Source organism: Methylomonas sp. BW4-1 (assembly GCF_052474385.1).
Map to the genome: position 1 here is coordinate 4,659,817 of NZ_CP184125.1, position 21,377 is coordinate 4,681,193.

The 21,377-nt window shown below is 51.4% G+C and carries 20 protein-coding genes; 12 read left to right on the forward strand and 8 right to left on the reverse strand.

Translation table 11 applies throughout. The features are described from left to right. The first annotated feature begins 22 nt into the window (after positions 1 to 22). Positions 23 to 1,504: a polysaccharide biosynthesis protein gene (locus tag ACH5Y9_RS21565; protein ID WP_445367544.1), complete on the forward strand. Its 1,482-nt coding sequence runs from the start codon at positions 23 to 25 to the stop codon at positions 1,502 to 1,504. Here ACH5Y9_RS21565 and ACH5Y9_RS21570 read toward each other — a convergent pair. After that, on the reverse strand, positions 1,501 to 1,731 hold the full coding sequence (locus tag ACH5Y9_RS21570; protein WP_171697125.1) for a DUF1289 domain-containing protein: 231 nt from the start codon (positions 1,729 to 1,731) through the stop codon (positions 1,501 to 1,503). The two genes, ACH5Y9_RS21565 and ACH5Y9_RS21570, sit on opposite strands and share 4 nt — an antisense overlap. Beyond that, positions 1,728 to 2,672 carry a bifunctional riboflavin kinase/FAD synthetase gene (gene ribF / locus ACH5Y9_RS21575; protein ID WP_445367545.1) on the reverse strand — a complete coding sequence of 315 codons (945 nt, stop codon included), beginning with the start codon at positions 2,670 to 2,672 and terminating at the stop codon, positions 1,728 to 1,730. Before ribF ends, ACH5Y9_RS21570 begins: the two co-directional genes overlap by 4 nt. Before the next feature lie 156 nt (positions 2,673 to 2,828). On the opposite strand from ribF, the gene ACH5Y9_RS21580 reads away from it, so the two are divergent. Both ACH5Y9_RS21580 and ACH5Y9_RS21585 read left to right on the forward strand, forming a co-directional pair. After that, the gene (locus ACH5Y9_RS21580) at positions 2,829 to 3,419 is read left to right on the forward strand and encodes an LOG family protein (RefSeq protein WP_445367546.1); all 591 of its coding nucleotides are present in this window, start codon (positions 2,829 to 2,831) and stop codon (positions 3,417 to 3,419) included. Between the two features lie 107 nt (positions 3,420 to 3,526). Continuing rightward, the gene (locus tag ACH5Y9_RS21585; protein ID WP_445367547.1) at positions 3,527 to 4,420 is read left to right on the forward strand and encodes a PilZ domain-containing protein; all 894 of its coding nucleotides are present in this window, start codon (positions 3,527 to 3,529) and stop codon (positions 4,418 to 4,420) included. Between the two features lie 61 nt (positions 4,421 to 4,481). Here the strand turns inward: ACH5Y9_RS21585 and ACH5Y9_RS21590 are convergent, their stop codons facing one another. Further along, positions 4,482 to 4,838 (reverse strand): hypothetical protein, encoded by a 357-nt coding sequence (locus ACH5Y9_RS21590; protein WP_445367548.1) that lies wholly within the window; start codon positions 4,836 to 4,838, stop codon positions 4,482 to 4,484. Positions 4,839 to 5,229: 391 nt separating this feature from the next. Between ACH5Y9_RS21590 and ACH5Y9_RS21595 the strand changes: the two genes are divergently transcribed. From ACH5Y9_RS21595 to ACH5Y9_RS21610, 4 genes are read left to right on the forward strand one after another with little or no spacing between them, the layout of a single operon-like run. Beyond that, positions 5,230 to 6,222, forward strand: a complete 993-nt coding sequence (locus tag ACH5Y9_RS21595; protein WP_445369914.1) for an SPL family radical SAM protein — start codon at positions 5,230 to 5,232, stop codon at positions 6,220 to 6,222. Next, positions 6,210 to 6,923: an SDR family oxidoreductase gene (locus ACH5Y9_RS21600; protein ID WP_445367549.1), complete on the forward strand. Its 714-nt coding sequence runs from the start codon at positions 6,210 to 6,212 to the stop codon at positions 6,921 to 6,923. The genes ACH5Y9_RS21595 and ACH5Y9_RS21600 overlap by 13 nt, the downstream gene beginning before the upstream one ends. A 6-nt stretch (positions 6,924 to 6,929) precedes the next feature. Further along, entirely contained in the window at positions 6,930 to 8,534 is a 1,605-nt protein-coding gene (locus tag ACH5Y9_RS21605; RefSeq protein ID WP_171697149.1) for an NAD-binding protein, read from the forward strand. After that, positions 8,531 to 9,235, forward strand: coding sequence for a potassium channel family protein (locus ACH5Y9_RS21610; protein ID WP_033156927.1), 705 nt, complete (start codon positions 8,531 to 8,533; stop codon positions 9,233 to 9,235). Before ACH5Y9_RS21605 ends, ACH5Y9_RS21610 begins: the two co-directional genes overlap by 4 nt. A gap of 28 nt (positions 9,236 to 9,263) precedes the next feature. Here ACH5Y9_RS21610 and ACH5Y9_RS21615 read toward each other — a convergent pair whose 3' ends face one another. Next, positions 9,264 to 10,484, reverse strand: coding sequence for a potassium/proton antiporter (locus ACH5Y9_RS21615; RefSeq protein WP_445367550.1), 1,221 nt, complete (start codon positions 10,482 to 10,484; stop codon positions 9,264 to 9,266). A gap of 483 nt (positions 10,485 to 10,967) precedes the next feature. Between ACH5Y9_RS21615 and ACH5Y9_RS21620 the strand changes: the two genes are divergently transcribed. The 5 genes from ACH5Y9_RS21620 to ACH5Y9_RS21640 all read left to right on the forward strand — a co-directional run bounded on the left by ACH5Y9_RS21620 (position 10,968) and on the right by ACH5Y9_RS21640 (position 16,710). Continuing rightward, complete coding sequence (locus tag ACH5Y9_RS21620) at positions 10,968 to 11,921, forward strand: universal stress protein (protein ID WP_445367551.1); 954 nt, start codon at positions 10,968 to 10,970, stop codon at positions 11,919 to 11,921. Between the two features lie 84 nt (positions 11,922 to 12,005). Next, on the forward strand, positions 12,006 to 12,503 hold the full coding sequence (locus tag ACH5Y9_RS21625) for a disulfide bond formation protein B (RefSeq protein ID WP_445367552.1): 498 nt from the start codon (positions 12,006 to 12,008) through the stop codon (positions 12,501 to 12,503). A gap of 400 nt (positions 12,504 to 12,903) precedes the next feature. Next, positions 12,904 to 15,111: a primosomal protein N' gene (locus tag ACH5Y9_RS21630; RefSeq protein ID WP_445367553.1), complete on the forward strand. Its 2,208-nt coding sequence runs from the start codon at positions 12,904 to 12,906 to the stop codon at positions 15,109 to 15,111. 173 nt (positions 15,112 to 15,284) lie between these two features. Next, entirely contained in the window at positions 15,285 to 16,037 is a 753-nt protein-coding gene (locus tag ACH5Y9_RS21635) for a DUF5765 domain-containing protein (protein WP_445367554.1), read from the forward strand. 1 nt (position 16,038) lies between these two features. Next, the gene (locus ACH5Y9_RS21640) at positions 16,039 to 16,710 is read left to right on the forward strand and encodes an NAD(P)H-dependent oxidoreductase (RefSeq protein WP_445367555.1); all 672 of its coding nucleotides are present in this window, start codon (positions 16,039 to 16,041) and stop codon (positions 16,708 to 16,710) included. Here ACH5Y9_RS21640 and ACH5Y9_RS21645 read toward each other — a convergent pair. The 4 genes from ACH5Y9_RS21645 to dinB form a co-directional block, all read right to left on the reverse strand. After that, complete coding sequence (locus tag ACH5Y9_RS21645) at positions 16,707 to 17,264, reverse strand: C40 family peptidase (RefSeq protein WP_445367556.1); 558 nt, start codon at positions 17,262 to 17,264, stop codon at positions 16,707 to 16,709. The two genes, ACH5Y9_RS21640 and ACH5Y9_RS21645, sit on opposite strands and share 4 nt — an antisense overlap. A gap of 387 nt (positions 17,265 to 17,651) precedes the next feature. Next, entirely contained in the window at positions 17,652 to 18,386 is a 735-nt protein-coding gene (locus tag ACH5Y9_RS21650; protein ID WP_445367557.1) for an SIMPL domain-containing protein, read from the reverse strand. A gap of 300 nt (positions 18,387 to 18,686) precedes the next feature. Next, on the reverse strand, positions 18,687 to 20,111 hold the full coding sequence (locus ACH5Y9_RS21655; RefSeq protein WP_445367558.1) for a hypothetical protein: 1,425 nt from the start codon (positions 20,109 to 20,111) through the stop codon (positions 18,687 to 18,689). Between the two features lie 169 nt (positions 20,112 to 20,280). After that, a complete protein-coding gene (gene dinB / locus ACH5Y9_RS21660) occupies positions 20,281 to 21,372 on the reverse strand; it encodes a DNA polymerase IV (protein WP_445367559.1) in 1,092 nt (363 codons plus the stop codon). Positions 21,373 to 21,377 lie beyond the last annotated feature (5 nt).

Sequence of the window (21,377 nt, forward strand, 5' to 3'; positions counted from 1 at the left end):
CATTCTTTGGACTTAAGCGCACTTGAGCTCACTACGCCAACTCGTCTCCCAAACCGCCATCTACGGTCTCAGCAGTATCGTCGGCCGTTTTTTGAATTATCTGCTGGTGCCGCTGTACACCTACACCTTCAGCGCCGGCGAATACGGCGTGGTCTCCGAGTTTTACGCCTATGCCGGATTTTTTGCGGTGCTGTTGGTACTGGGTCTGGAGACGGGTTATTTCCGGTTTCGGCAGCGGCCGGAGTTTAGCAGCGACGAGGTTTACCGCGGCGCTTTAAGCTTTTTGTTGATCGCCAATCTCGGTTTCATCGCAGCAATCTACTATTGGCAACAGCCATTGGCCGACTGGCTGCAATATCCGCAGCATCCGGAGTATTTGTTGTGGTTCGGTTGGATTCTGGCGCTGGATGCCCTGTCGGCACTGCCATTTGCCCGGCTGCGTGCCGAAAACCGGGCCTGGCGTTTCGCCGGCATCAAAATGACCGAGATATTCATCGCCATCGCCCTAAATCTGTTGTTTTTGCTGGTCTGGCCCAAATTGAAAAGCCTTTGGCCTGATAGCGAGCTGGCTGCCTATTACGACCCTAAACTGGGTGTGGGTTACATATTTTTAGCCAATCTAGCCGCCAGTGTTTTTAAGCTGCTGCTGTTACTGCCGCAATTTCGCGCGGTAAGATTTCAGCTCGATCCGCGAGTATTGGCGCCGATGCTACGCTACTCCTTGCCCATGGTCATTATCGGCTTTGCCGGCATGGTCAACGAAATGCTGGACCGGGCGATTCTGAAAGTCTTGCTGCCGTACGATTTGCCTACCAATCTGCAGATGCTGGGCATCTACGGCGCCTGCTACAAACTGTCGATTTTGATGAGTTTGTTCGTGCAGGCCTTTCGCTACGCCGGCGAACCGTTTTTCTTTTCCTATGCCGGTCGCGCAGACGCCAAACGCGCTTATGCACTGGTGATGCAGTATTTTGTGATTGCCGGGGTGTTTATCTTTTTAGTGGTGATGCTATTCATCGACCTGTTCAAGTATTTTATCGGCGAAGAGTATCGAGTGGGCCTGGAGGTGGTGCCGATATTACTGATGGCTAATTTGCTGCTGGGGATCTATGTCAATCTGTCAGTCTGGTACAAACTGAGCGACCGCACCGGCTTGGGTGCCTGGGTATCGCTGGCCGGAGCCGGCCTGACGATTGTTTTGAATATCTGCTGGATACCGATTTGGGGCTATGTCGGCTCGGCGTGGGCAACGCTGGCTTGTTATTTGTTTATGGTGGTTTGCTCTTGGGCTTTGGGCCGGCACTATTATCCGGTGAGCTATCCGCTCATGAAGATCACCGGTTATTTTGCATTGGGTTTGGCGCTATATTTTGCCAACCGCTACGTGTTGGATATTTATCAGGTGAATGTCTGGCTGGCCGGTAGCCTGGGCTTGGCTACTTATATAGGCATTGCCGCTTGGCTGGATGTCAGGCCGATATTACAAAGGCGGCGTAGCGCTTAAGCTTTCGGCAACTGTTCGACATAAACAGACCTCAACCGAGTGGCCTGCAAAATCTTGCTACGCCGCTCGGCAGCCTGCTGCAAAAACAGTTCGCGAGTCTGCGTGTCCGCGCTAGACCACAGGCGGATTTCATCCAGTGAGCGGTAACAGCCCAAGCAAATATCGTCGTCGTTCAGACAACAGTTACGGACACAAGGCGATGCCGGGAAGTTTGCGGAGTTAATCATTTCATATCCAATGTGTCACTGAAAAACTGCTGAGCCTGTTCGACATCCCGGCTGATTTGCAGTTTCAATTCGCTCAGCGAGGCAAAACGGATTTCGTCGCGCAGCTTCTTTTTAAAATGCACTTCCACGTAATGCCCATAAATGTCTTGATTGAAGTTGAATAAATGCGTTTCCAAGACCACTTTAGCGCCACCGTCGAAGGTGGGGCGGGTGCCGACATTGGCGACCCCTTGATACTCGTTGCCATTCAAACCAGTCATCGTCACCGCGAATACGCCCACGACCGGTGTATTTTTCCGAAACATCCGCACATTGGCCGTAGGAAAGCCCAACTCCCTGCCGCGTTTGTCGCCATGCGCCACCCGGCCGCAGACCGAATAATCCCGGCCCAGCATCAGCTTGGCCTGCTCCAATTGGCCTTCGCCCAGGGCATCGCGAATCAGCGTACTGCTGACTCGCAAACCGGCCAGCTCGAAAGAATGACTATCTTCCACCGCAAAACCATACTCCTGACCGCGATGCTGCAACAGCGCAAAATTGCCGCGCCGCGCCTTACCAAAGTGAAAATCGTCACCGACCACCAAATGCTTGACGCGCACGCGCTCGACCAAAATGTCGCGAATGAAATGCTCCGCATCGCAATCGGCCAGGCTGCGGTTAAAGGGTAAAACCAGCAATTCATCGACCGGTAATTTAGCAAACTGAATGGTTTTTTCGCGCAACCGGGTCAGTCTGGAGGGTGCGTGGTCGCCGAGGAAATACTCCAACGGCTGAGGTTCAAAGACCATTGCCACCGTTGGCAAATTCAACCGCCGGCCATGCTCGGCCAGCTTTTCGATGACCAACTGATGTCCAAGATGCAGACCGTCGAAGTTGCCTATGGTCAACACACAGCCGTCGCGTAACGGCTCAAGATGATTTAAACCCCTGATTAGGCGCATGATGGCTGTCTGACTAAAAAGCCTAATTCTATCAGTAACCACCGCTGAGCGACCATGCCGGCAGTTGCCCGTGCATGGGGCGGCAGTAAATTTCGTCTTGCCGCGTCATGGTTTTCCACCGAATATAAGCCACCCTAATTCTCCGGCATACCCGACATGACAACGATAAACAGCATTTGCATCTATTGCGGTTCCAGCGCGGGCCGGATCGAAGCATACGGCGCGGCCGCGCAAGCCTTGGCCGCCGCACTGGTCGATCACAACATTCGCTTGATTTATGGCGGCGCCGGCATCGGCATCATGGGCACGGTGGCCGATCAGGTGTTAAAGCTCGGCGGTCAGGCCATTGGCGTTATTCCTAAAGCCTTGGCGCACAAGGAAGTTGCCCATCCTAACCTCACCGAATTGCACGTCACCCAATCCATGCACGAGCGAAAAATGCTGATGGCCGAACTGGCGGACGGCTTTATCGCACTACCCGGCGGCATCGGCACGCTTGAAGAGTTATTCGAGATTTGGACCTGGGCGCAGCTAGGTTTTCACCAAAAGCCCTGCGGCGTGTTAAATGTGGCGGGTTATTACGATGCCTTAATCAGCTTTCTGGATCACGTCACGGCGGAGCAATTCGTCAAACCGCATCACCGCGGCATGTTAATGGTCGAGTCCGACCCAAATTTGTTGCTGGACCGCTATGTCAGTTACCAGGCGCCTGCCGTAAAACAGTGGGTCAGTAAAGACGACACCTGAGCAAACGCGCCAATCTGCGTCCGGGTTATTTTCATGCGGATTGAGAGTTTACGGTCTTGGACTATCATCGACAGTACGTAACAGGCGATTTTTAGGGTTTGATGAATATGGCTAAGGTAAACGGCAAGAAATTGAATCGCAGAGTGGCTTTTCGCATCCATGAGCAAGCCAATCTGTTCTATCGCAAGCTTGATCATGATGGACAAATGCAAGCGCCGGAAAATTTCCATGATTTACTCGGCAACAGCAATCCGCCCGATACCGTCTCGCCTGAAGCGCTACCCGATTCGCAAAGCCAGGAAAACGACACGCTCAACGTCAATATCAGCGCCAGCGGTATCGCTTTTACTGCGCAAGAGCCGCTGCAAGCCGGCGATTATCTAATGCTGCGAATATTGCTGTTATCCAATATGACCGCAATCATGACCTGCTGTAAGGTGGTGTATTGCAAGCCCAGCAACCCTTACGAAAACGACCGTTATCCGTATTTAATCGGCGCCCAATTCGTCAATTTGACGCCTGAAGACACGGCGCTGTTAAACAAGCATATCGACAAAACCAAAACACAACAGCGGGCCGTGAACGGCCTGCTGTTAAGCCTGGCCTTATTAATTCTGGCCATGCCGGATGCCGCATTCGGGTTGTTAATGGGCTTGGTCCATCATGTTCTCGAAGCGGTTTTGCATGTGGCACACTTGATGTTCGAGTATGCCGAATATAATCTGGATCATGTCATAGAACACGCATTCCATACTGATACGCATACTACCCAAGTCATCGTTTTTTACATTCTGTGTACGCTAGGCCTGATTGGCTTGTACTTCCTTTGGCGCATTATTCCCCGTCATTGTCGGCGGGCCGGCAATAGCCTGATAGCCTTCTGGTGCCGCAAAAAAGCCAGTTGTCTTTATTTTTGGAGCCAGCAAGCGCTGGTGGATAAGATCAAGATTGTCGGAATCGGCGTTATAGCCGTGACCGGCTATGCCTATTTTGGGATGTAGGGGCTATGGTTTGCCCCTGAATTAGGCTGGACCGACATAACAGCCCAGCCCTGTTCAAGCCTTACAGCGCTTTATACAGTTCGATAGTCTTGGTCAATTCTTCAGTCGCTTTAGCTACGTTACCGGCTTTAGACTGGATCTGTCCTTGCATCAAAGAGGCGTGAGCTTTTTTCGCGGCTTCGGAGTTGCCGGCAATCGCTTCGGAACTGGTTCTGGCGGCTTTCAGATGAATCTGCGCGGCGGAGAAATCGCTTTTGCTGACTTCAACCATCGCTTTTTCGATGTGAGCGATAATGCCTGCGGCGCCTGATTGTGCTGCTGCAACTGGCGCTTCTTCAGCAGCAAAGGCACAAACGTTGACCAGACTCAAAGATGCTGCCAATGACAGCGTTAAAACTGCTTTTGTAAATAATTTCATTAAGTAGATTTTGTGTGATGGTTAATAGGTCCAATGCCCTAAAAAACACGTCATCACAGAATAGATTTTTTGCACCGGCAACTTATGGGCCTAAGTTCGTCGTGAAGTAGCACCGGTACAGCACCCTTTGCCATATAGCCGGCAAAAGGCTTGAAGCAAATCCATGCTGATGGGAAGTATCTTTTTTCCTACTGGGTCCAATTGAAAAACGTTATTGCTTTTCAAGCGCCATCATAACGGATTTAGCGTGCCGGCAACGGACCATTTGCGCCGGGCAGTTGCGACAAGTGGCCGCAACGCGCCGATTTGCAGATTTATCGGGCGCAAGCTGGCGCCCCGTCGCCGGCAATCATTTATAATGCTCTCCCGCCTTTTGCCGCATTCAGCCATCATGATAGACACGCTATACATCGAATCCGCTATCGAGCAGCACCCGCGCGTAGCGACGATTCGGCGGCGTTTTCCGCAAGCGCGGACGGTGGTTTGTGAGCGATACGGTGAGGTGTTTAATCCAAAGGCGCAAAACTTTCGCTTACAAAAGCAACATCCGGCGCTGATTCTGGCGGAAAAATACCAAAAGTTCGTGTTGCCGGCGCCGGCCGGTTACGGTATCGGCGGCCAGCGCAATTATTACTTTTCGCACATGCTCAATTGCTTGTACGACTGCCGTTACTGTTTTTTACAGGGCATGTACCAGTCGGCCAATTATGTGTTGTTTGTGAATTACGAGGACTTTCAGGAGCAGATTCGCCAGACCTGTCTGCAATCGCCCGATCAGGATGTGTATTTTTTCTCGGGTTACGATTGCGATAGCTTGGCTTTTGAACCGGTCACCGATTTTGCCGAACAGTTTTTGCCGGTGTTTGCCGAATTACCCAATGCCTGGCTGGAGCTGCGTACCAAGAGCACACAGATCAGAAGCCTATTAAACCGTGAGGTGGTGCCGCGCTGCGTGGTGGCGTTTAGCCTGTCGCCGGATGCGGTAGCCGATAAAGTGGAAGCCAAGGCGCCAAACGTAGCCAAGCGCATCGAAGCCGCCGCCAAATTGCAGCAACAAGGCTGGCAAATCGGTTTGCGTTTCGACCCGTTGATTTATCAGCACGACTATCGGCAGCAATACCGGGCCTTGTTCGAGCAAGTCTTTGCGGCCATCGATGCCCAAGCCCTGCACTCTGTCAGTCTGGGGGTGTTTCGTTTGCCGGAACAATATTTCAAAAAAATGCATAAGCTATATCCGGATGAAAGATTGTTCGCCAGCCCGCTGCAAACCGCGTCCGGCATGGTGTCTTACCGCGCCGACCTGGAGCAGGCGATGATGGCCGATTGCGCGCAAATGCTGCTGGAATACATCCCGCACAGCGCCTATTTTCCATGCACACTGTAAAGCGCACGGTATTGGTGACCGGCGCCAGTTCCGGCATCGGTCGGGCGATTGCCCGGCAATTGCTGGCGCAAGGGCATCACGTGATTGGCACATCGCGCGACTGCCGGAAGTTTTCCAAACATCACCCCCATTTTATCGGCCGCGAGCTGGATCTAGCGCAATTGGCTGACGTGCCGCCGTTTGCCAAGCAACTGCAAAGCGATTTCCCGGCCTTGGATGCGGTGGTATTTGCCGCCGGTTACGGCCAATTTGGCGGTTTGGAGCAGTTTTCCTACGCGCAAATCGAGACGCTGATGACCGTCAACTTTACCGCCCAAGCCTATCTGACGCGGGCGTTGTTACCGAAACTGAAGCAAAAAGCCCATGCCAACCTGGTGTATATCGGTTCGGAAGCCGCGTTAAAAGGCAGCCGCAACGGCAGCATCTATTGCGCCAGCAAATTTGCCTTACGCGGCTTCAGCCAGGCCTTGCGTGACGAGTGCGGTAAAAGTTCGGTGCGGGTGTCCTTGGTTAATCCGGGCATGGTCGATACCGCATTTTTTGCTACCTTGTCATTCGCCCCCGGCAAACAGTCCGGCCAAGCCTTGCTGGCGGAGGATATTGCCGACGCGGTGTCTTATATCCTGCAAGCCGGCCCGCATTGCGTCATCGACGAAATCAATTTAAACCCCTCCAGCAAAGTGATCGAATTTAAGAAATAACCCCACATGCTAGCCAAACTCATCGTTTATTGCGCTTATTACCTCAAATCCGCCGACGGGTATCGCAGAGCCAAGCTGTTTTTTTACGATTTGTTAGAAAACAGCCATAGCCGCAAAAAGAAATATTTCGACGCGACAATGATCGGCTTGCTGATTTTGAGCGTGATTTTTCTGATTTACGATATAGAGCACGAAGACAGCAAAATGGGGGGGTATTTCGAGCTGGCGATTTTGATGATATTCATCATCGAATATCTGATCAGGGGTTGGATTTACTCGGACACCTATAAAGTCATTATCGAGGAATACGAGAAAGCGCTGTATTTGAATCTGGATTTCAATCTGCTCGGGGTGTTTCGCAAAGCCTTCGTCAGGGATATTGAGTACATCACCTCGCCGTTTGCGATTATCGATATTCTGGCCATTTTGCCCAGCTACCGGCCGTTGGCGATCCTGCGTATCTTCATCATATTCCGGCTGTTCAAGCTATTCCGCTATTCCAATAGCGCCAAATTGTTCGCCGACGCTTTGGCGAGCAAACGCTTCGAATTGATGACCTTGTTGATCTTCACCTGCTTTTTGGTGTTTATCGCCAGCGTGTCGATTTACATGTTCGAGTATCAGGCCACCGATAGCGGCATCCATAATTTATTCGACGCCTTTTATTGGACCATCGTGACTTTGGCGACGGTGGGCTTTGGCGACATTACCCCGCAGACCACAGGCGGCCGCTGGGTGACGATTTTTTTGATATTGGCCAGCTTGGGCGTGTTGTCGTTCTTCACCTCCATCCTGATTGCCGCCTTCAGCGAGAAAATGCTGTCGGTGCGTGAATCCAGAACCTACGCCGAACTGGACCGCTATGACAATTTCATCATCATTTGCGGTTTTGGCCGGGTAGGACAGGAAATTGCCCGGCATTTACACAACGACAGACAAAAATTTTTAATCATCGATAGGGTGCCGGCGCGGATTGATTTGGCCAAGAAACGCGGTTATCTGGCGATAGAAAGCGATGCCAGTAACAATGAAGTGTTGATCAACGCCGGTATTTGCCGCGGTGCCAGTGCCATCCTGTGCATCACCGGCGACGATGTGATTAACGTCTACGTGACCTTAACCAGCCGGCACTTGAATAAAAACCTGCGCATAATTTCCCGTGCCAATCGGCATGACAACGTCAATAAGCTCTACCAGGCCGGCGCTGATAATGTCATCAGGCCGTTTGAGATTGCCGGATTGCTGGCGGCGGAATTTGTCGGTCAGCCCGTTGCTTTCGAGGCCATCTCCGGCATTTTGCATAATCAAACCGAGACGGTGATGGAGTCGGTATTGGTCAGCGAAAAGTCGCCGCTGGATAATCAAAAAATCGGCCAACTGGATTTGCAGCAGCGTAAGCTCACCTTGTTGGGAGTGATCAGCGACAATCCGATTCATCTGAAACACAAGAATAAATACCAGGTGAATCAGCAACATTTTTATTTCAATCCGGAAGTGGACTTTATCCTGCGGCACGGCGACATGCTGGTGTTATTGGGCCGTAAGTACGGTATCGATCATTTTCGGGATCAGGTGGAACAGCGCCGTTTATTCAGCAGGCATCCCAAATGAAAAACATCGCCGTATTCGGTTACAACCGGCTGTCGTTCGAGGCCATTAGCCGGCTGGACAAAGAGCTCTATCAAATTACCGTGATCGATCACGACCCGGCCAAAGCGGCGCTGGCGCGGGAAAACGGCTTCGAAACCGCCAATATCGATTTCCGTAGCGACGACGATTTGAAGCTGATCGGCATTGGTGCGCATATCGATACGCTGTTTTGCTTTTTCGACACGGACTCGGAAAATGTATTTCTGACGCTATCAGCGCGGGCACTGGATAAGGCGTTGAATATCGTGGCGATTGTCGACAGTCCGGAGTCGGCGGAAAAACTGATAGCGGCGGGCGCCAACAAGATTATCGACCCGTATGAAATCTGCGGGCGCAAAATTCACGATATGCTGAAGCGGCCGGATATTAATGATATTTTCGATCACACTGTATTCGGCAGACACGATTTACATCTGGCCGAGGTGGCGATTCCGGAAAACAGCTATCTGGAGAATGCCCATGTCAGCCAGCTGCATTTAAGTTCGCAGTACAATTTGATACTGATCGGTATCGTCAATAAACAAGTCAGCGAACGCCTGCATTTTGTAGCAGAGGAATTTGATCGCCGTTTGAGTGTTGGCGATATATTGGTGATATTGGGGCCCTCGCGGGAAATTAGAGCGTTTAAGAAAGACGTCGAAAATGAGTTTTGTAAAATCTAGCCGGCACTTGAACTGCGCCCTGCCGATTTTATTTTTTTTCCGCCAATCCCAGCCAGCGCGCCAAAGCCGCTAGCGAAAAACCCTGAATCAACACCGACATCACCACAATAAAACTGATCAGGACAAAAATCTCCCCGGCTTCTTTGATGCCGGCCGCCAACGGGAACGTTGCCAGTACGATAGGAACGGAACCGCGCAGGCCCACCCAGGACACCAGCAGCTTTTCCTTAAAACTGATCTTGGCCCACAGTAAACTGATGAAGACGCTGACCGGGCGCGCTACAAACATCAGAAACAAACTGATCGCCACGGCCACACTGGCCAAGGACGACAATTCGGCGCGATAGGGTACCGACAGCATGCCCAAGGTTAAAAACATAATGATCTGCATCAGCCAGGCGAAGCTGTCATGGAAGGCATTGATGTAATGGTGGTGGGTAACTTCCCGGTTCCCGGCCACAATGCCGGCCACGTAAACGGCCAAAAAGCCATTGCCATGCATAAACGTAGCGCCGCTATATGTCAGCAGCACCAATGCTATGGAGGCGATGGCATACAGGCCGGCCGAACTTAAGCCCAAGCGATTAAGCAGCCAGACCATGAAACGACCGGCGCCATACCCAACGCCCACACCTATCAGCAGTTGCAACACCAGAAACATGCCGCCTTCCAGAAAGGCTGATTCGCCCCCGGTCGAATAGTTGAGCAAGGTGACTGTCAGCAACACTGCCATCGGGTCGTTGCTGCTTGATTCAAGTTCCAGAAGCGGTTGCAACTTGCCTTTTAAAACGATTTGACTGGAGCGCAACACGGAAAACACCGCAGCTGCGTCCGTGGAAGAGACAATGGCGGCCAGCAGCAGGCCCTGGGTTAGCGTGATGCCGTGCACCCCCAGCGAAAACGTGCTGAACGAGCCGAGGATAAACCAGGCAAAACTGCCCAGTAGCAGCATGGTGATAAACACGCCTAGCGTGGAGAGGCACAATCCCTGCCACAAAACCGGGCGAATATTGGGCCAATGCGAGTCAAGACCGCCGGTAAACAAAATAAAAATCAGCGCAAAATCGCCGATAAACTTTGCAATTTCCGGGCTATGAAGTTCAGGTCCACCGAATTCGCCAATCAGCCAGCCGGTCAATAGAAAAAACAGCAGCGAGGGAATTCCCACTTTGCTGGCCAGTTTGCTGGAAAACACGCTGATTAATAACAAGCTGGCGCCAACCAGGCTGACTAATTCAATGGAGGGCATGGGTGATTCTCTGTAATCCGGGATTCATGGTCTATTTGTGGTTGCAATTTATGCGCGGGTAAGGGTTAGAAAATTAGTAACTATTCAGCGAATCGCAAAATGCTACAAATCGCTGAGAAATTGCGCCCTCTCCCGCTGGAAAGGCTACGCTGTGCTTCGTGGTGAATAATTGGGAAAATTATTCATCGTGCTCATGATGTATGGGTAAATAAGCTATCTTGCAAGCCCGGACCGGCCTTTTCTGTCCCGTCCGAAATAGCGCCTTATGTCCCACGCCGAATTGTTCCGTGCCGGTAAACAAGGGCGATTGCCTCGCTCAGCGCGACGCGGTAAAGTCTAATGCTGGAGCAGAGCTGCATCAGCATGCTGAAAACGGCAATATTTCGCATAAGGAGCACATCCGCTACCAAAATGGCGAGTTCGATTGCCTGGACAATATAGCCGGAATGGAACCGGTTCGGCTATTTCTATGATCTCAATACCATGGCTATGAAACGTTTCAAAAACATCCTGTATGTCGCCGAGTTTGCCGTCGATCAGAGTCTGGCTATTGCGCGGGTGATTGCTCTGGCGGAAAACAACCAAGCCAGATTGACGTTTTTGCATGTCGTAGAACAACCGCGTCTGGGGGCTTTGCTTGATCTTTTTACCCCGGAGCAGATCGACATGCAGTTGCGCGAGCAGGAACGCCATAAGCTAGAGGCGTTAATGCTTGGCTATAGCAGCGTAAATCCCGTTGATTTGCAAATCCGGATTGGCAGCCCATTTATCGAAATCGTACGTCAGACATTGGATGGCGACCATGACTTGGTCATCAAATTGGCGAGGGGCGGCCAGGGTATTCAAGGCCATTTGTTCGGCAGTACGGACATGCATTTGTTGCGTAAATGTCCGCGCCCGGTCTGGTTGATGCGGCCGGCAGAAAAAGCCAATTATGCCAAAATCATGGCCGCCGTCGATTTCGATCCGTGGTCTGCGGACGGGACAGACGACAGCTTGAACCGCAGAATTTTGGAACTCGCCAGCTCGGTGGCGCTCTCCGATTTCGCGGAATTGCATCTGGTGCATGTTTGGGACTCGATGTTGAGCGCGTGGGCAGGCGAAATTCCCTATAAAACCGTCGAAACACAGATTGAAGCCGAAAGAGCCCGCTATCAGTCCGGACTCGATGACTTGGCGGTGAAATTACGGCATTGGATAGGCGATGAGGCTTACAATTACTTATCGCCACGACTTCATCTGATCAGAGGGAGTGCGCGGGACGATATTCCCGCTTTGGCGGCTAGGCTTGACGTAAATTTACTCGTGATGGGGACAGTAGCGCGTACCGGTATCAAAGGCCTGATCATCGGCAACACTGCCGAAGTCATCCTTAACGGTATCCTCTGTTCGGTACTTGCAGTCAAGCCGGACGGCTTTGTTTCTCCTTTAGCATGACGAGTCCATAGGACGTCGTTCTGCGAAAATCCGATATTATTAGCGGTATCCAAACATTCGCACCATTAATTCAAGACATAGAAAATGAATTTTTTAAAATTTAGTCCGCGTATTGGTTTTTTCCTGGCGTTTGCTGCCTGCGCTTCGCTGTTGGCGGTTGGCGCCTATTTGCAATTTGTTGAAGAGTTGGAGCCTTGCCCGCTGTGTATTTCGCAGAGGTTGGCCATTCTGGCGACAGGCGTGATTTTTTTAATCGCCGGCTTGCATAATCGCGGCCGCAAAGTTTACGCGCTGTGCAGTGCGGCTGCGGCGCTGATTGGCGCCAGTGTTTCGGCCCGCCATGTCTGGTTACAACATCTGCCGCCCGAAGAGGTGCCGGAATGCAGTCCGGGGCTGGAATACGTGTTTCAACATTTCCCGCTGGCGGATACGATCAAATTGATGCTGACCGGCACCGGCGAATGCGCGAAAGTCGATTGGACCTTGCTGGGCCTGAGTATTCCGGCCTGGACCTTATTCGCGTTTTTGTTGTTGGCGGGTTGGGCGGGCCTACAGTTTTTTAACGATGCCGATGCCGTCTAGCTACGGGATTCGCAAATAGGTACAGCCATGTCAAAAGTCGCCGGTGTTAGCTCCCTGATTTTTTCGCGGCACCCAATTGTTGCAACTGCAGCAGTTACCGCGTCGAATCGATACAGCTTCGCAACAGGTTATGCACAAAAACGGAGCATAGCCTGCGCGGCATTGCGATAGCGCCTGCGATATTTAACACAGATTAATTTTTTGCGTAAGTCATTGATTTATAATTGGCAAATCAGCTGGCTTAAATTTGCACAATTTAACAAATGTGTAATAAAAACCGACACTAAGCGATTCTCTCAAAAGCCTATCCACAGAGTTATCCACAGATTTTGTGGGTAACTCAGATTCCTCAATCCTGTTAAGCACTTAGCCGGCTAATATCAAAAAAACATCACGAGACATGCCTAACTGTGACACTTCCGGCAATTTAATTTTGAAAGTTGCCGTGCCAGTTCCGCTGGACCGCTTATTCGATTATTTGCCGCCACTTGGTGTTAATGTGCCCGCATTGCAAGCAGGTGTCAGAGTGTTGGTGCCCTTCGGTAAGCGCCAGCAGGTAGGGATTTTGCTGGCGGTCGCGGACAATTCCAGCGTCCGGATGGATAAACTCAAACCGGCTATCGCCGTTCTGGATACCCAGCCGCTATTGGCGGACACAGACATTCAGTTATTACGCTGGGCCAGCCGCTATTATCACCACCCGCTCGGTGAAGTGCTGGCCTGCGCATTTCCGGTGGCCTTACGTCAAGGCCGGCCGGCTTTACTGCAACACCAACCCTGTTTCGGCCTCAGCCCGCAGGGTCGGCTGGTTTCCCCGGAACAATTACGCCGCGCACCCAAGCAACAAGCACTATTGGCTTTGTTGCAGGCCACCGGGAGTGCGATGACAGGTACCGCGCTTAGCGCCTATAAGCCGGCGTTGAAAGCCTTGCTCGATAAGGGCTTGGTCACGGCGCAAGAATCCGTTCCGGGCGGCGGATTAGCCGTCACTAAGACCGCGTTACCGGCAAATCCCGACCAGCAGGCGGCTATCGATGCGGTCATCGCCAATCTGGGCCGCTTTGCCGTATCCTTGCTGGAGGGCGTGACCGGTAGCGGCAAAACCGAAGTGTATATGCAGATCATCGCCGAGGTGTTGGCGCAGGGCAAACAGGTGCTGGTTTTACTGCCGGAGATCAGCCTGACGCCGCAATTGGAGCAGCGTTTTCTAAAGCGTTTTGCCGTGAACATGGTGTCCACCCATTCCAAATTAACCGATAACCAGCGTTTGCAGGCCTGGCTGAGCATGCAACAAAGCCATGCCTCCATCATGCTCGGCACCCGTTCCGCACTGTTCACGCCGATGCCGCGCCCCGGCCTGATCATTCTCGACGAAGAGCACGACAGCTCGTTCAAACAACAGGAAGGTTTTCGCTTTTCCGCGCGGGACGTCGCCATCGCCAGGGCCAAGGGCTTGGGTATCCCGGTGTTGTTGGGTTCGGCGACGCCGTCGCTGGAGAGCATGGCGAACGTCGCCCAGCACCGCTACCAACTGTTGCATTTGCCTAATCGGGCCGGTAACGCCAAGGCCCCGAGTTTTCAGTTATTGGATATTCGCAATAAAAGAATGCAAGCCGGCCTGTCTGAACCGCTGCTCACGGAAATCCAAGCCACGCTGGCCAAAAAACAACAAGCGCTGATTTTTCTCAATCGCCGCGGCTACGCGCCGGTGCAGATTTGCCATGGCTGCGGCTGGGTGTCGCGCTGCCGGCGTTGCGATGCCAATCTGGTGATTCACGCCGCCGACCGCTTGCTGCGCTGCCATCACTGCGGCAGCGAACAACCCTTGCTCAAACAGTGTCCGGCCTGTAAAACCGGCGAACTACAGGCGCTAGGTTTGGGTACCGAACGTATCGAACAGACCCTGGCAAGCTTGTTTCCGGACAAGGTGGTGGTGCGTTTGGACCGGGACACCACACAACGCAAGGGTTCCCTGGAACAATATCTGGAGCGAATTAACGATGGCCAGGTCGATATAATTCTCGGGACGCAAATGCTCGCCAAGGGCCACCATTTTCCGGGGGTGACGCTGGTCGCCATTCTGGATATTGACAGCGGCCTGTTCAGTATTGATTACCACGGCAGCGAGCGACTGGCGCAATTGATCGTGCAGGTCGCCGGCCGTGCCGGCCGCGCCGATCAACCCGGCAAGGTGGTATTGCAAACCCGGCATCCGCAACATCCCTTGCTGGAGACCTTGCTAAGCAAGGGTTATCGGGCTTTCGCGCAAAGTGCCCTCCAGGAGCGGCGGCAGGCCGGCTTGCCGCCGTTCGGTCATCAGGCCTTGCTGCGGGTGCAAGCCGGCAAGGCCGAGGAACCGCAACAGTTTTTACAGGCGGTTTGCCGGAAAATCAGCGAGCTAAATCCCGGCAAAGTGCAGGTTCTGGGGCCGGTGACGGCACCGATGGCTAGGCGCGCAGGTTTATTCCGTTACCAGTTGCTGTTGCAGAGTCCGCAGCGCAAAGAATTGCATCATTTGCTGGACAATTTGTTACCCGCCATTTATGCGTTGAAGGAAGCCAAAAAGGTACGTTGGTCGCTGGATGTCGATCCGGTGGACTTGTACTAGCCTGTCCGCCAAAATCCGGCGATTTAGTCCGGTTTATGTAATAATTCCCGCCCTTTACGACGGACCGTAGCAAAACCCATAGACATCTAAATCAGTAACTTAAGCGCCGTTGGATGGCACGCTTACAAACTAGGTGTCTATGCCTATAACTAAAATAAAGAAGGTATTTTTCAATGTGTTGGAGTGGAGAAGCGTCAGGCGTGTTGGCTGCCGCAGGTTTAACGACCGCCGTTTACGTGGCTTACAAAGGCGAATCCAAGGAACTGTGGATTCCGTTAACTTACTTTGCCCTGATGGAACTACTACAGGCGGCAACGTATGTGTATATCAATCTGTGCGATAACCCCAATAATCAAGTGTTAACCCTGCTCGGTTATCTGCATATCGCTTTCCAGCCGTTTTTCGTGAACATGGTGGCAATGTACTTCATTCCGGAAAGCGTCAAATTAAAGATTAGAACCACGGTTTACACCTTGTGCGCGATCAGTTCGTTGGCAATGCTAATCAAGATGTATCCGTTCGCCTGGGCCGGCGACTGTGTTCCCGGTACTGAAGGCTTTTGCGGCGTGCAAACCTGTTCGGTGTCCGGCGAGTGGCATATTGCCTGGCAAATGCCTTTGAACGGATTGATGTCGCAACCCGTGACTTGGTTGTTTGGCTTTAATTGGGGCTTGCATGCGTTTTCGTATATTTTGGCGGCGTTCTATTTGCCGATCATTTATGGTTCCTGGCGCTTTGTGGCCTTCCATTATTTGATCGGTCCCTGGATTTCCGACGTCACCACCAACGATCCGAACGAGTATTGCGCGGTATGGTGTCTGTTCTCGATTGCGTTATGCGTGTCGGTGATCAAAACCCCGATCAGAAAACATTTGCATGTGAAGAAATGGCCGTTCTATCAACGTGAAGTAGGCGACAGCTTGTAACATGACTGTCAGTAAACAGGACATTCTCGACGCATTTCAATTTCGTCACGCCTGTAAGGAATTCGACGCCGAGCGCAAAATCGCCGGCGCGGATTTCGATTTTATTTTGGAAATTGCCAGGCTCTCGCCCAGTTCCTTTGGGTTGGAGCCTTGGCAGTTTCTGGTCGTACAAAATTCGGAATTACGGGAAAAACTGCGGGCGGTTACCTGGGGAGGGCAAAAGCAACTGCCTACCGCCAGCCATGTGGTGTTGACCTTGGTGCGGAAAAGCCATTTCATGCGCTACGACAGCGCCTATCTGCAACATATCATGCGCGAGGTGCAGAAGTTTCCGGAAGACATCATCGAATTGCGTAGCGGCTTGATTGAGAAATTTCAGCGCAGCGATTTTGATTTGCTGGGTTCCGAACGCACCCTGACCGACTGGGCAACCCGGCAAACCTATCTGCCGCTGGCGAATATGATGACGGCGGCGGCGCTGATCGGGATCGATTCCTGTCCGATAGAAGGTTTTGAGCGTGTGGAAGTAGAACGGATCTTGGCGGAAGACGCTGACGTGAACTTGGAACACTGGTCCGCGGCGTATATGGTGGCCTTCGGCTACCGGAAAAATCCGCCGGCGCGGCCGAAGACCCGGCAATCGCGCGGTGCGGTGGTACGCTGGCTGGCTTAATTCAGACGGCAGCCAATGAAATCGCTGTCGTTCAGCGACAAGGAATAACGTGCCACGGGTCGGCGCACACCGATAAAGCGCTCGCGCCAATACGGCTGTCTGAGGTCGGACACCATCACCTGCCCGGTCCGGCTACTCGGTGCATGCACGAACCTTTCATCGCCGATATAAATCCCCACATGCGAAAACGGCCGCTCGGTGGTGAAAAACAACAGATCGCCCGGTTGTTTTTGCTCGGGCTGTACGGCCGGCAATTGTCTGGCTAAGGATTTGGTGTCGCGCGGCAGGCGCACGCCCTGACGGTTATACACGTAATACACCAAACCGCTGCAGTCAAAGCCCTGGCTGGGCGACTCTCCTCCGTAAACATAAGGCGCACCTTGCAATTGCAGCGCATCATTTGCTGCGATCCGGTTGCCGCCTTCGGGAGCGGGCAACATCGTCAGCGGTGCTTTTTCCTTACTGGCGCAGCCAGTCAGCTGGCTGAGCATGGCAATCGCCGCTATCTGAACCAGCAGTAATAAAGCGCGGCGGTAAGATAGACAGATGGACATCGGTTTTATCGGCAATAAAATCATCAATTTGCATATTATAGACAGGCTATTCGCGGTCCGCTCGCCGTATATTGCTAACCGGCTATGCATTTGTAAACCCGATCCAGATATTGAGAGCCTTGAATCGGCCACTAGCTGACCATCGCACTTTGGCGTCATTGACCCAAGTGGAATGCATAGCTGCCTGATAGTGCTTATGATTGTACTACCGGCGCTGGTCTTGCGTAGCCTCGATGCAGCGTTAGCGGAATCGAGGGTGTCGACCATCCGTCATCAGAGTAACCTCTGCAAATTTTAAGGGTGTTGGCCTTCGAATCCTTGATTCCATCGAGGCTACTTGCTGCCTGTCAATGATGCCTTAGTTAAGCGTGCCTACGTCAATGGCATTTATTTTTCGCTTAATTTGTAAATAGCATTAACTCTTTTTTTAATTTTTATGGAAGATGGAACAAAAGTAATTGAATCGCCTTTGTAGGCGGATTTCTTAAACATTCTGTCCAATCTATCATTTGAACTTGACAGACCGAATGCATCCTCGATTGAACCAAAGCTTTTTTCTGATACGGCAAACACTGAACCCAATTGTCCGCCTGTACTATTTGCCATTACTTCCGCTTTGGTTTTTGCATCGGCACAAGCATCTATGGTTAATTGCTGTTCAATATCTTTGCGTTCTACAACATCAAACGTTGAATAAAAATCAGACACATTTTTGAGGCTGACTAGTTTGTTCATCAATAATTTATATTTATTTAAATCGCTCAGTCTAAGATTAAATTTCTGTTGAACATCGTAGCCTAATATCTTTAACTGTCTCCCGTTATCATCAGTTTCACGAACGGTAGTTTTATCAATATCGTATGACTCAATATTTTCATCAGAAATATCGATTCCATCGAATAACTCTTTTAGTTCAAGACTTTGTTTTTGTAAGTCTTTGAATGCCTTATCTGGATTTTCGTCAAAAGTTTTAATGTAAAACGTAAAGTCAACTAAGTTTGGTTGCACTTCTCTTTCAGCTTCGCCTTCTGAATAAATAAATGGGGTATCTGGCATTTGAATTGCGAAAGCAGAATAGGCAAACAACTGTAACGCTATAACAAAAATAAGTTTGTATATCATGTTAATCCTAAAATTTACTGTTGTAGTCAATGACAAACATAGCAGAAATAGGTAATTCAGTGGTCACCCGTATAAATCTTCCGCAACGGACGTAACGGATAATATATGACTGCTGTACCACGGTCAGTGGACATCCAAATAGCTGCTACAAAGGGCGGCTTGAGGTCGGTTGTGACAATTCATCACTTCCAGAAACCGCAATTCTCTACTGGCATAATCTTAAAGAAATTGGCGATTGACTGTAAATTTGGAACAGAGACGGTTTGGTTTGGTACGCTCAAACTGCAAAACGCCAAATTATTATTTGGCTTTTGCCAACCAGGGACGCGCCAGCAACAGTAAACTAAGCAGGCTGCAAAAAACCATGTAGTGTGAGTAACGAAAATCGGGTGAAGGGGCTGCCAGCATCAAGCCCAGCTCATGCAGGATGGCGCTGGAAGTTAGGCAAATGACTTCGATGTTGGCCGTCACGCCACGAAAAGCAGCGGCAAAAAATAGACAAATTGTCAGCACGAAATAAGGCCAGGGTTGAAAAAACCAGTATTCGACGTACTTCGACATACCCGCCTCCAGCCACTCTTGTAGTTTGGTCGTTTGTGGATGGGAACCATAGGCTTGCTCTAAGTCGCTGGGAAAGTCTTTGCCCATTATTACCGGGCTCCAACTGTTATCGGGCACCAAACCCAACACATATTTCGATACGGCCAAGCGGTGACGTAACCACAAAACCGGCTCTGCGAGTATGGTGTTTATCCACTGCGTATGCAGCGTTTGCCGTTGCAGGTCGGAGAGGCTTTCAAAGCCATGGATCTGCGATTCCATCGAGTTTTTTGGCAACTGCAAAGTGGGCGGCTTGGTACGGAAAACCTCCCGCCAATACATCGGCGTATAGGCCTTTAGCAAGGGTTCGACGGAACCCGTTGAATTTAGACTGCCCGCCAATTGATCGAAAATAGCTTGTTGTCGGCTTTTATCTTCAAGCCGTTTGATGACGCCGGCAATATCAAATGAGGCGTTGGCGACCCAGGGATAGGTATGTCGGGCGGCAAGCCGGTTGTTTATCTCTCCGGTCGCTACAAATAAGATCAGCGTAAGCGCCGCGCCGGGAACGACTGCGCGTAACAAGCCCAGTAGGCCATTTTTGGGATATAGGCGATATATCGCAAAGCTGAGTATGGGGATTGTGGCGAAAAAGGCATTGTGTCTGATCAGGATGGCTAACCATAAGACCAAAGCTGTCAGTGCGAACAGCAGAAACGCAATGCGCGGGAGTTGTTCGTCATGATTTTTTATCTGTCCCGCCATGCCAAAAGCGGTGAACAGCGCGCCCCACATCAGCATGTCTTTCAAAATCGCGCCGCTGATACCGAACAACGGCGGCAAAAATAATAGTGCGCCAAGTAGTGGCGCTAAGGCCTTGCCGCCATAGGGCTTAAAAAAGGCTTGAAAGCTCAGGTAGGCGCCGGTCCACACCAACCCAAGTTGCAGAAACAGCATGCCCGCAGGACCCGGCAGGATGCTATCGGTGAAACGCCAGATAATAGCCATTAACGGCGGATGCCAGTCGGAATAGACGCCTTCGCGGGCTTCAAGGATTTGATTGACCGCGTCATAGCACATGAAGCCCGGATACATGATGCCGAAATGGAAAAGGAATCCACCAATAAAAATCCATTCGGCCTGCCGCATTTCCGCCACCGCGCTAATTTTTCGAGCCAATGACATTAAGTTTGACAATATTTGAAACCGCAATGTTGAAACCGAAGTATTTCCGGTGGGTTCAAAGCTTGTTGAGCCGAACAATCCCCCACCCCGATTAAGACTGTCGTGAAAAGCCACTATCTTGAAGAAAGGAACTACCCCGATGATAGCCTCGTATTATGGCAAATCCGCTTCAGCCCAGGTCGAACAAATCCATCTGCTTATACTGACCCAAGCGCTTATCACCATTTTCCAACCCGGATAAGGTCACACCCAGTAATCGAACCTTGGTGGTGCCGATGCCGGTATTTTTCAGTAATTCGGTCAATAGCAGTATAGTGTTCGGGCTATCGCTGATCGGTTCTGCCAAGGTGCGTCCTCGGGTAATTTGCACAAAGTTTTGATATTTGATTTTCACAGTTAGCGTATAAGCTGTCAGCTGTTTTTCCGCCAATCTGATTAGGGCTTTTTCCAGCAAATCCTGCAAATAGTGCAGAATGGTGCTCAGGTCCGCGATGTCGTGGTCGAAGGTGGTTTCGATACCCACCGATTTGCGGGCTCGATTGGCATTGACCTGGCGCGGATCAATGCCCCGGGCGATGTTGTAATAATATTGGCCGGCCTTGCCGAAATGCCGTTGCAATTCCGCCAATGGCAGTTGCTTTAGATCCTTGCCGGTGACGATGCCCAAGTCGTACATTTTCTGTTCGGTAGCGCGGCCGATGCCATGAAACTTGCCGATAGCCAGATTTTCCACAAACTCCGGACCTTGTTCGGGCGTAATCAGATACAAGCCGTCCGGTTTGCCCAGATCCGAGGCGATTTTCGCGAGAAATTTATTGTAGGAAATGCCGGCGGATGCCACTAACTCGGTTTGTCGGCGTATCTCCTGCTTGATGTGCTTGGCCAGCAAAGTCGCCGAGCCTTGGTAAAGCTCGCTGTCGCTAACATCCAGATAGGCTTCGTCCAGCGACAAGGGTTCGAAACGCTCACAGTAACGAGCAAAAATACCCCTGATAATTTCGGAGGCTTCCCGGTAAACATCAAAACGCGGCTTAACGAAAATGGCTTGCGGGCAAAGCCGGTAAGCATGCGCGGAAGGCATGGCGGATCGCACGCCAAACTTGCGGGCTTCGTAACTACAGGTGGCAACTACACCGCGTGAATCGGGCTTGCCGCCGACAATGATGGGTTTATGACGATATTGGGGATGGTCGCGCTGTTCAACCGCCGCATAAAATGCATCCATGTCGATGTGGATGATTTTGCGCGGCGCTGACTCCATGGAGC

Coding starts and splice junctions, on each gene's coding strand:
- ACH5Y9_RS21645 (WP_445367556.1), bottom strand. CDS start 17,264: ATGTCCATCTGTCTATCTTACCGCCGCGCTTTATTACTGCTGGTTCAG.
- ACH5Y9_RS21605 (WP_171697149.1), top strand. CDS start 6,930: ATGCTAGCCAAACTCATCGTTTATTGCGCTTATTACCTCAAATCCGCC.
- ACH5Y9_RS21625 (WP_445367552.1), top strand. CDS start 12,006: ATGAATTTTTTAAAATTTAGTCCGCGTATTGGTTTTTTCCTGGCGTTT.
- ACH5Y9_RS21570 (WP_171697125.1), bottom strand. CDS start 1,731: ATGATTAACTCCGCAAACTTCCCGGCATCGCCTTGTGTCCGTAACTGT.
- ACH5Y9_RS21620 (WP_445367551.1), top strand. CDS start 10,968: ATGGCTATGAAACGTTTCAAAAACATCCTGTATGTCGCCGAGTTTGCC.
- ACH5Y9_RS21600 (WP_445367549.1), top strand. CDS start 6,210: ATGCACACTGTAAAGCGCACGGTATTGGTGACCGGCGCCAGTTCCGGC.
- ACH5Y9_RS21610 (WP_033156927.1), top strand. CDS start 8,531: ATGAAAAACATCGCCGTATTCGGTTACAACCGGCTGTCGTTCGAGGCC.
- ACH5Y9_RS21635 (WP_445367554.1), top strand. CDS start 15,285: ATGTGTTGGAGTGGAGAAGCGTCAGGCGTGTTGGCTGCCGCAGGTTTA.
- ACH5Y9_RS21640 (WP_445367555.1), top strand. CDS start 16,039: ATGACTGTCAGTAAACAGGACATTCTCGACGCATTTCAATTTCGTCAC.
- ACH5Y9_RS21580 (WP_445367546.1), top strand. CDS start 2,829: ATGACAACGATAAACAGCATTTGCATCTATTGCGGTTCCAGCGCGGGC.
- ACH5Y9_RS21630 (WP_445367553.1), top strand. CDS start 12,904: ATGCCTAACTGTGACACTTCCGGCAATTTAATTTTGAAAGTTGCCGTG.
- dinB (WP_445367559.1), bottom strand. CDS start 21,372: ATGGAGTCAGCGCCGCGCAAAATCATCCACATCGACATGGATGCATTT.
- ACH5Y9_RS21590 (WP_445367548.1), bottom strand. CDS start 4,838: ATGAAATTATTTACAAAAGCAGTTTTAACGCTGTCATTGGCAGCATCT.
- ACH5Y9_RS21650 (WP_445367557.1), bottom strand. CDS start 18,386: ATGATATACAAACTTATTTTTGTTATAGCGTTACAGTTGTTTGCCTAT.
- ACH5Y9_RS21585 (WP_445367547.1), top strand. CDS start 3,527: ATGGCTAAGGTAAACGGCAAGAAATTGAATCGCAGAGTGGCTTTTCGC.
- ACH5Y9_RS21655 (WP_445367558.1), bottom strand. CDS start 20,111: ATGTCATTGGCTCGAAAAATTAGCGCGGTGGCGGAAATGCGGCAGGCC.
- ribF (WP_445367545.1), bottom strand. CDS start 2,672: ATGCGCCTAATCAGGGGTTTAAATCATCTTGAGCCGTTACGCGACGGC.
- ACH5Y9_RS21595 (WP_445369914.1), top strand. CDS start 5,230: ATGATAGACACGCTATACATCGAATCCGCTATCGAGCAGCACCCGCGC.
- ACH5Y9_RS21615 (WP_445367550.1), bottom strand. CDS start 10,484: ATGCCCTCCATTGAATTAGTCAGCCTGGTTGGCGCCAGCTTGTTATTA.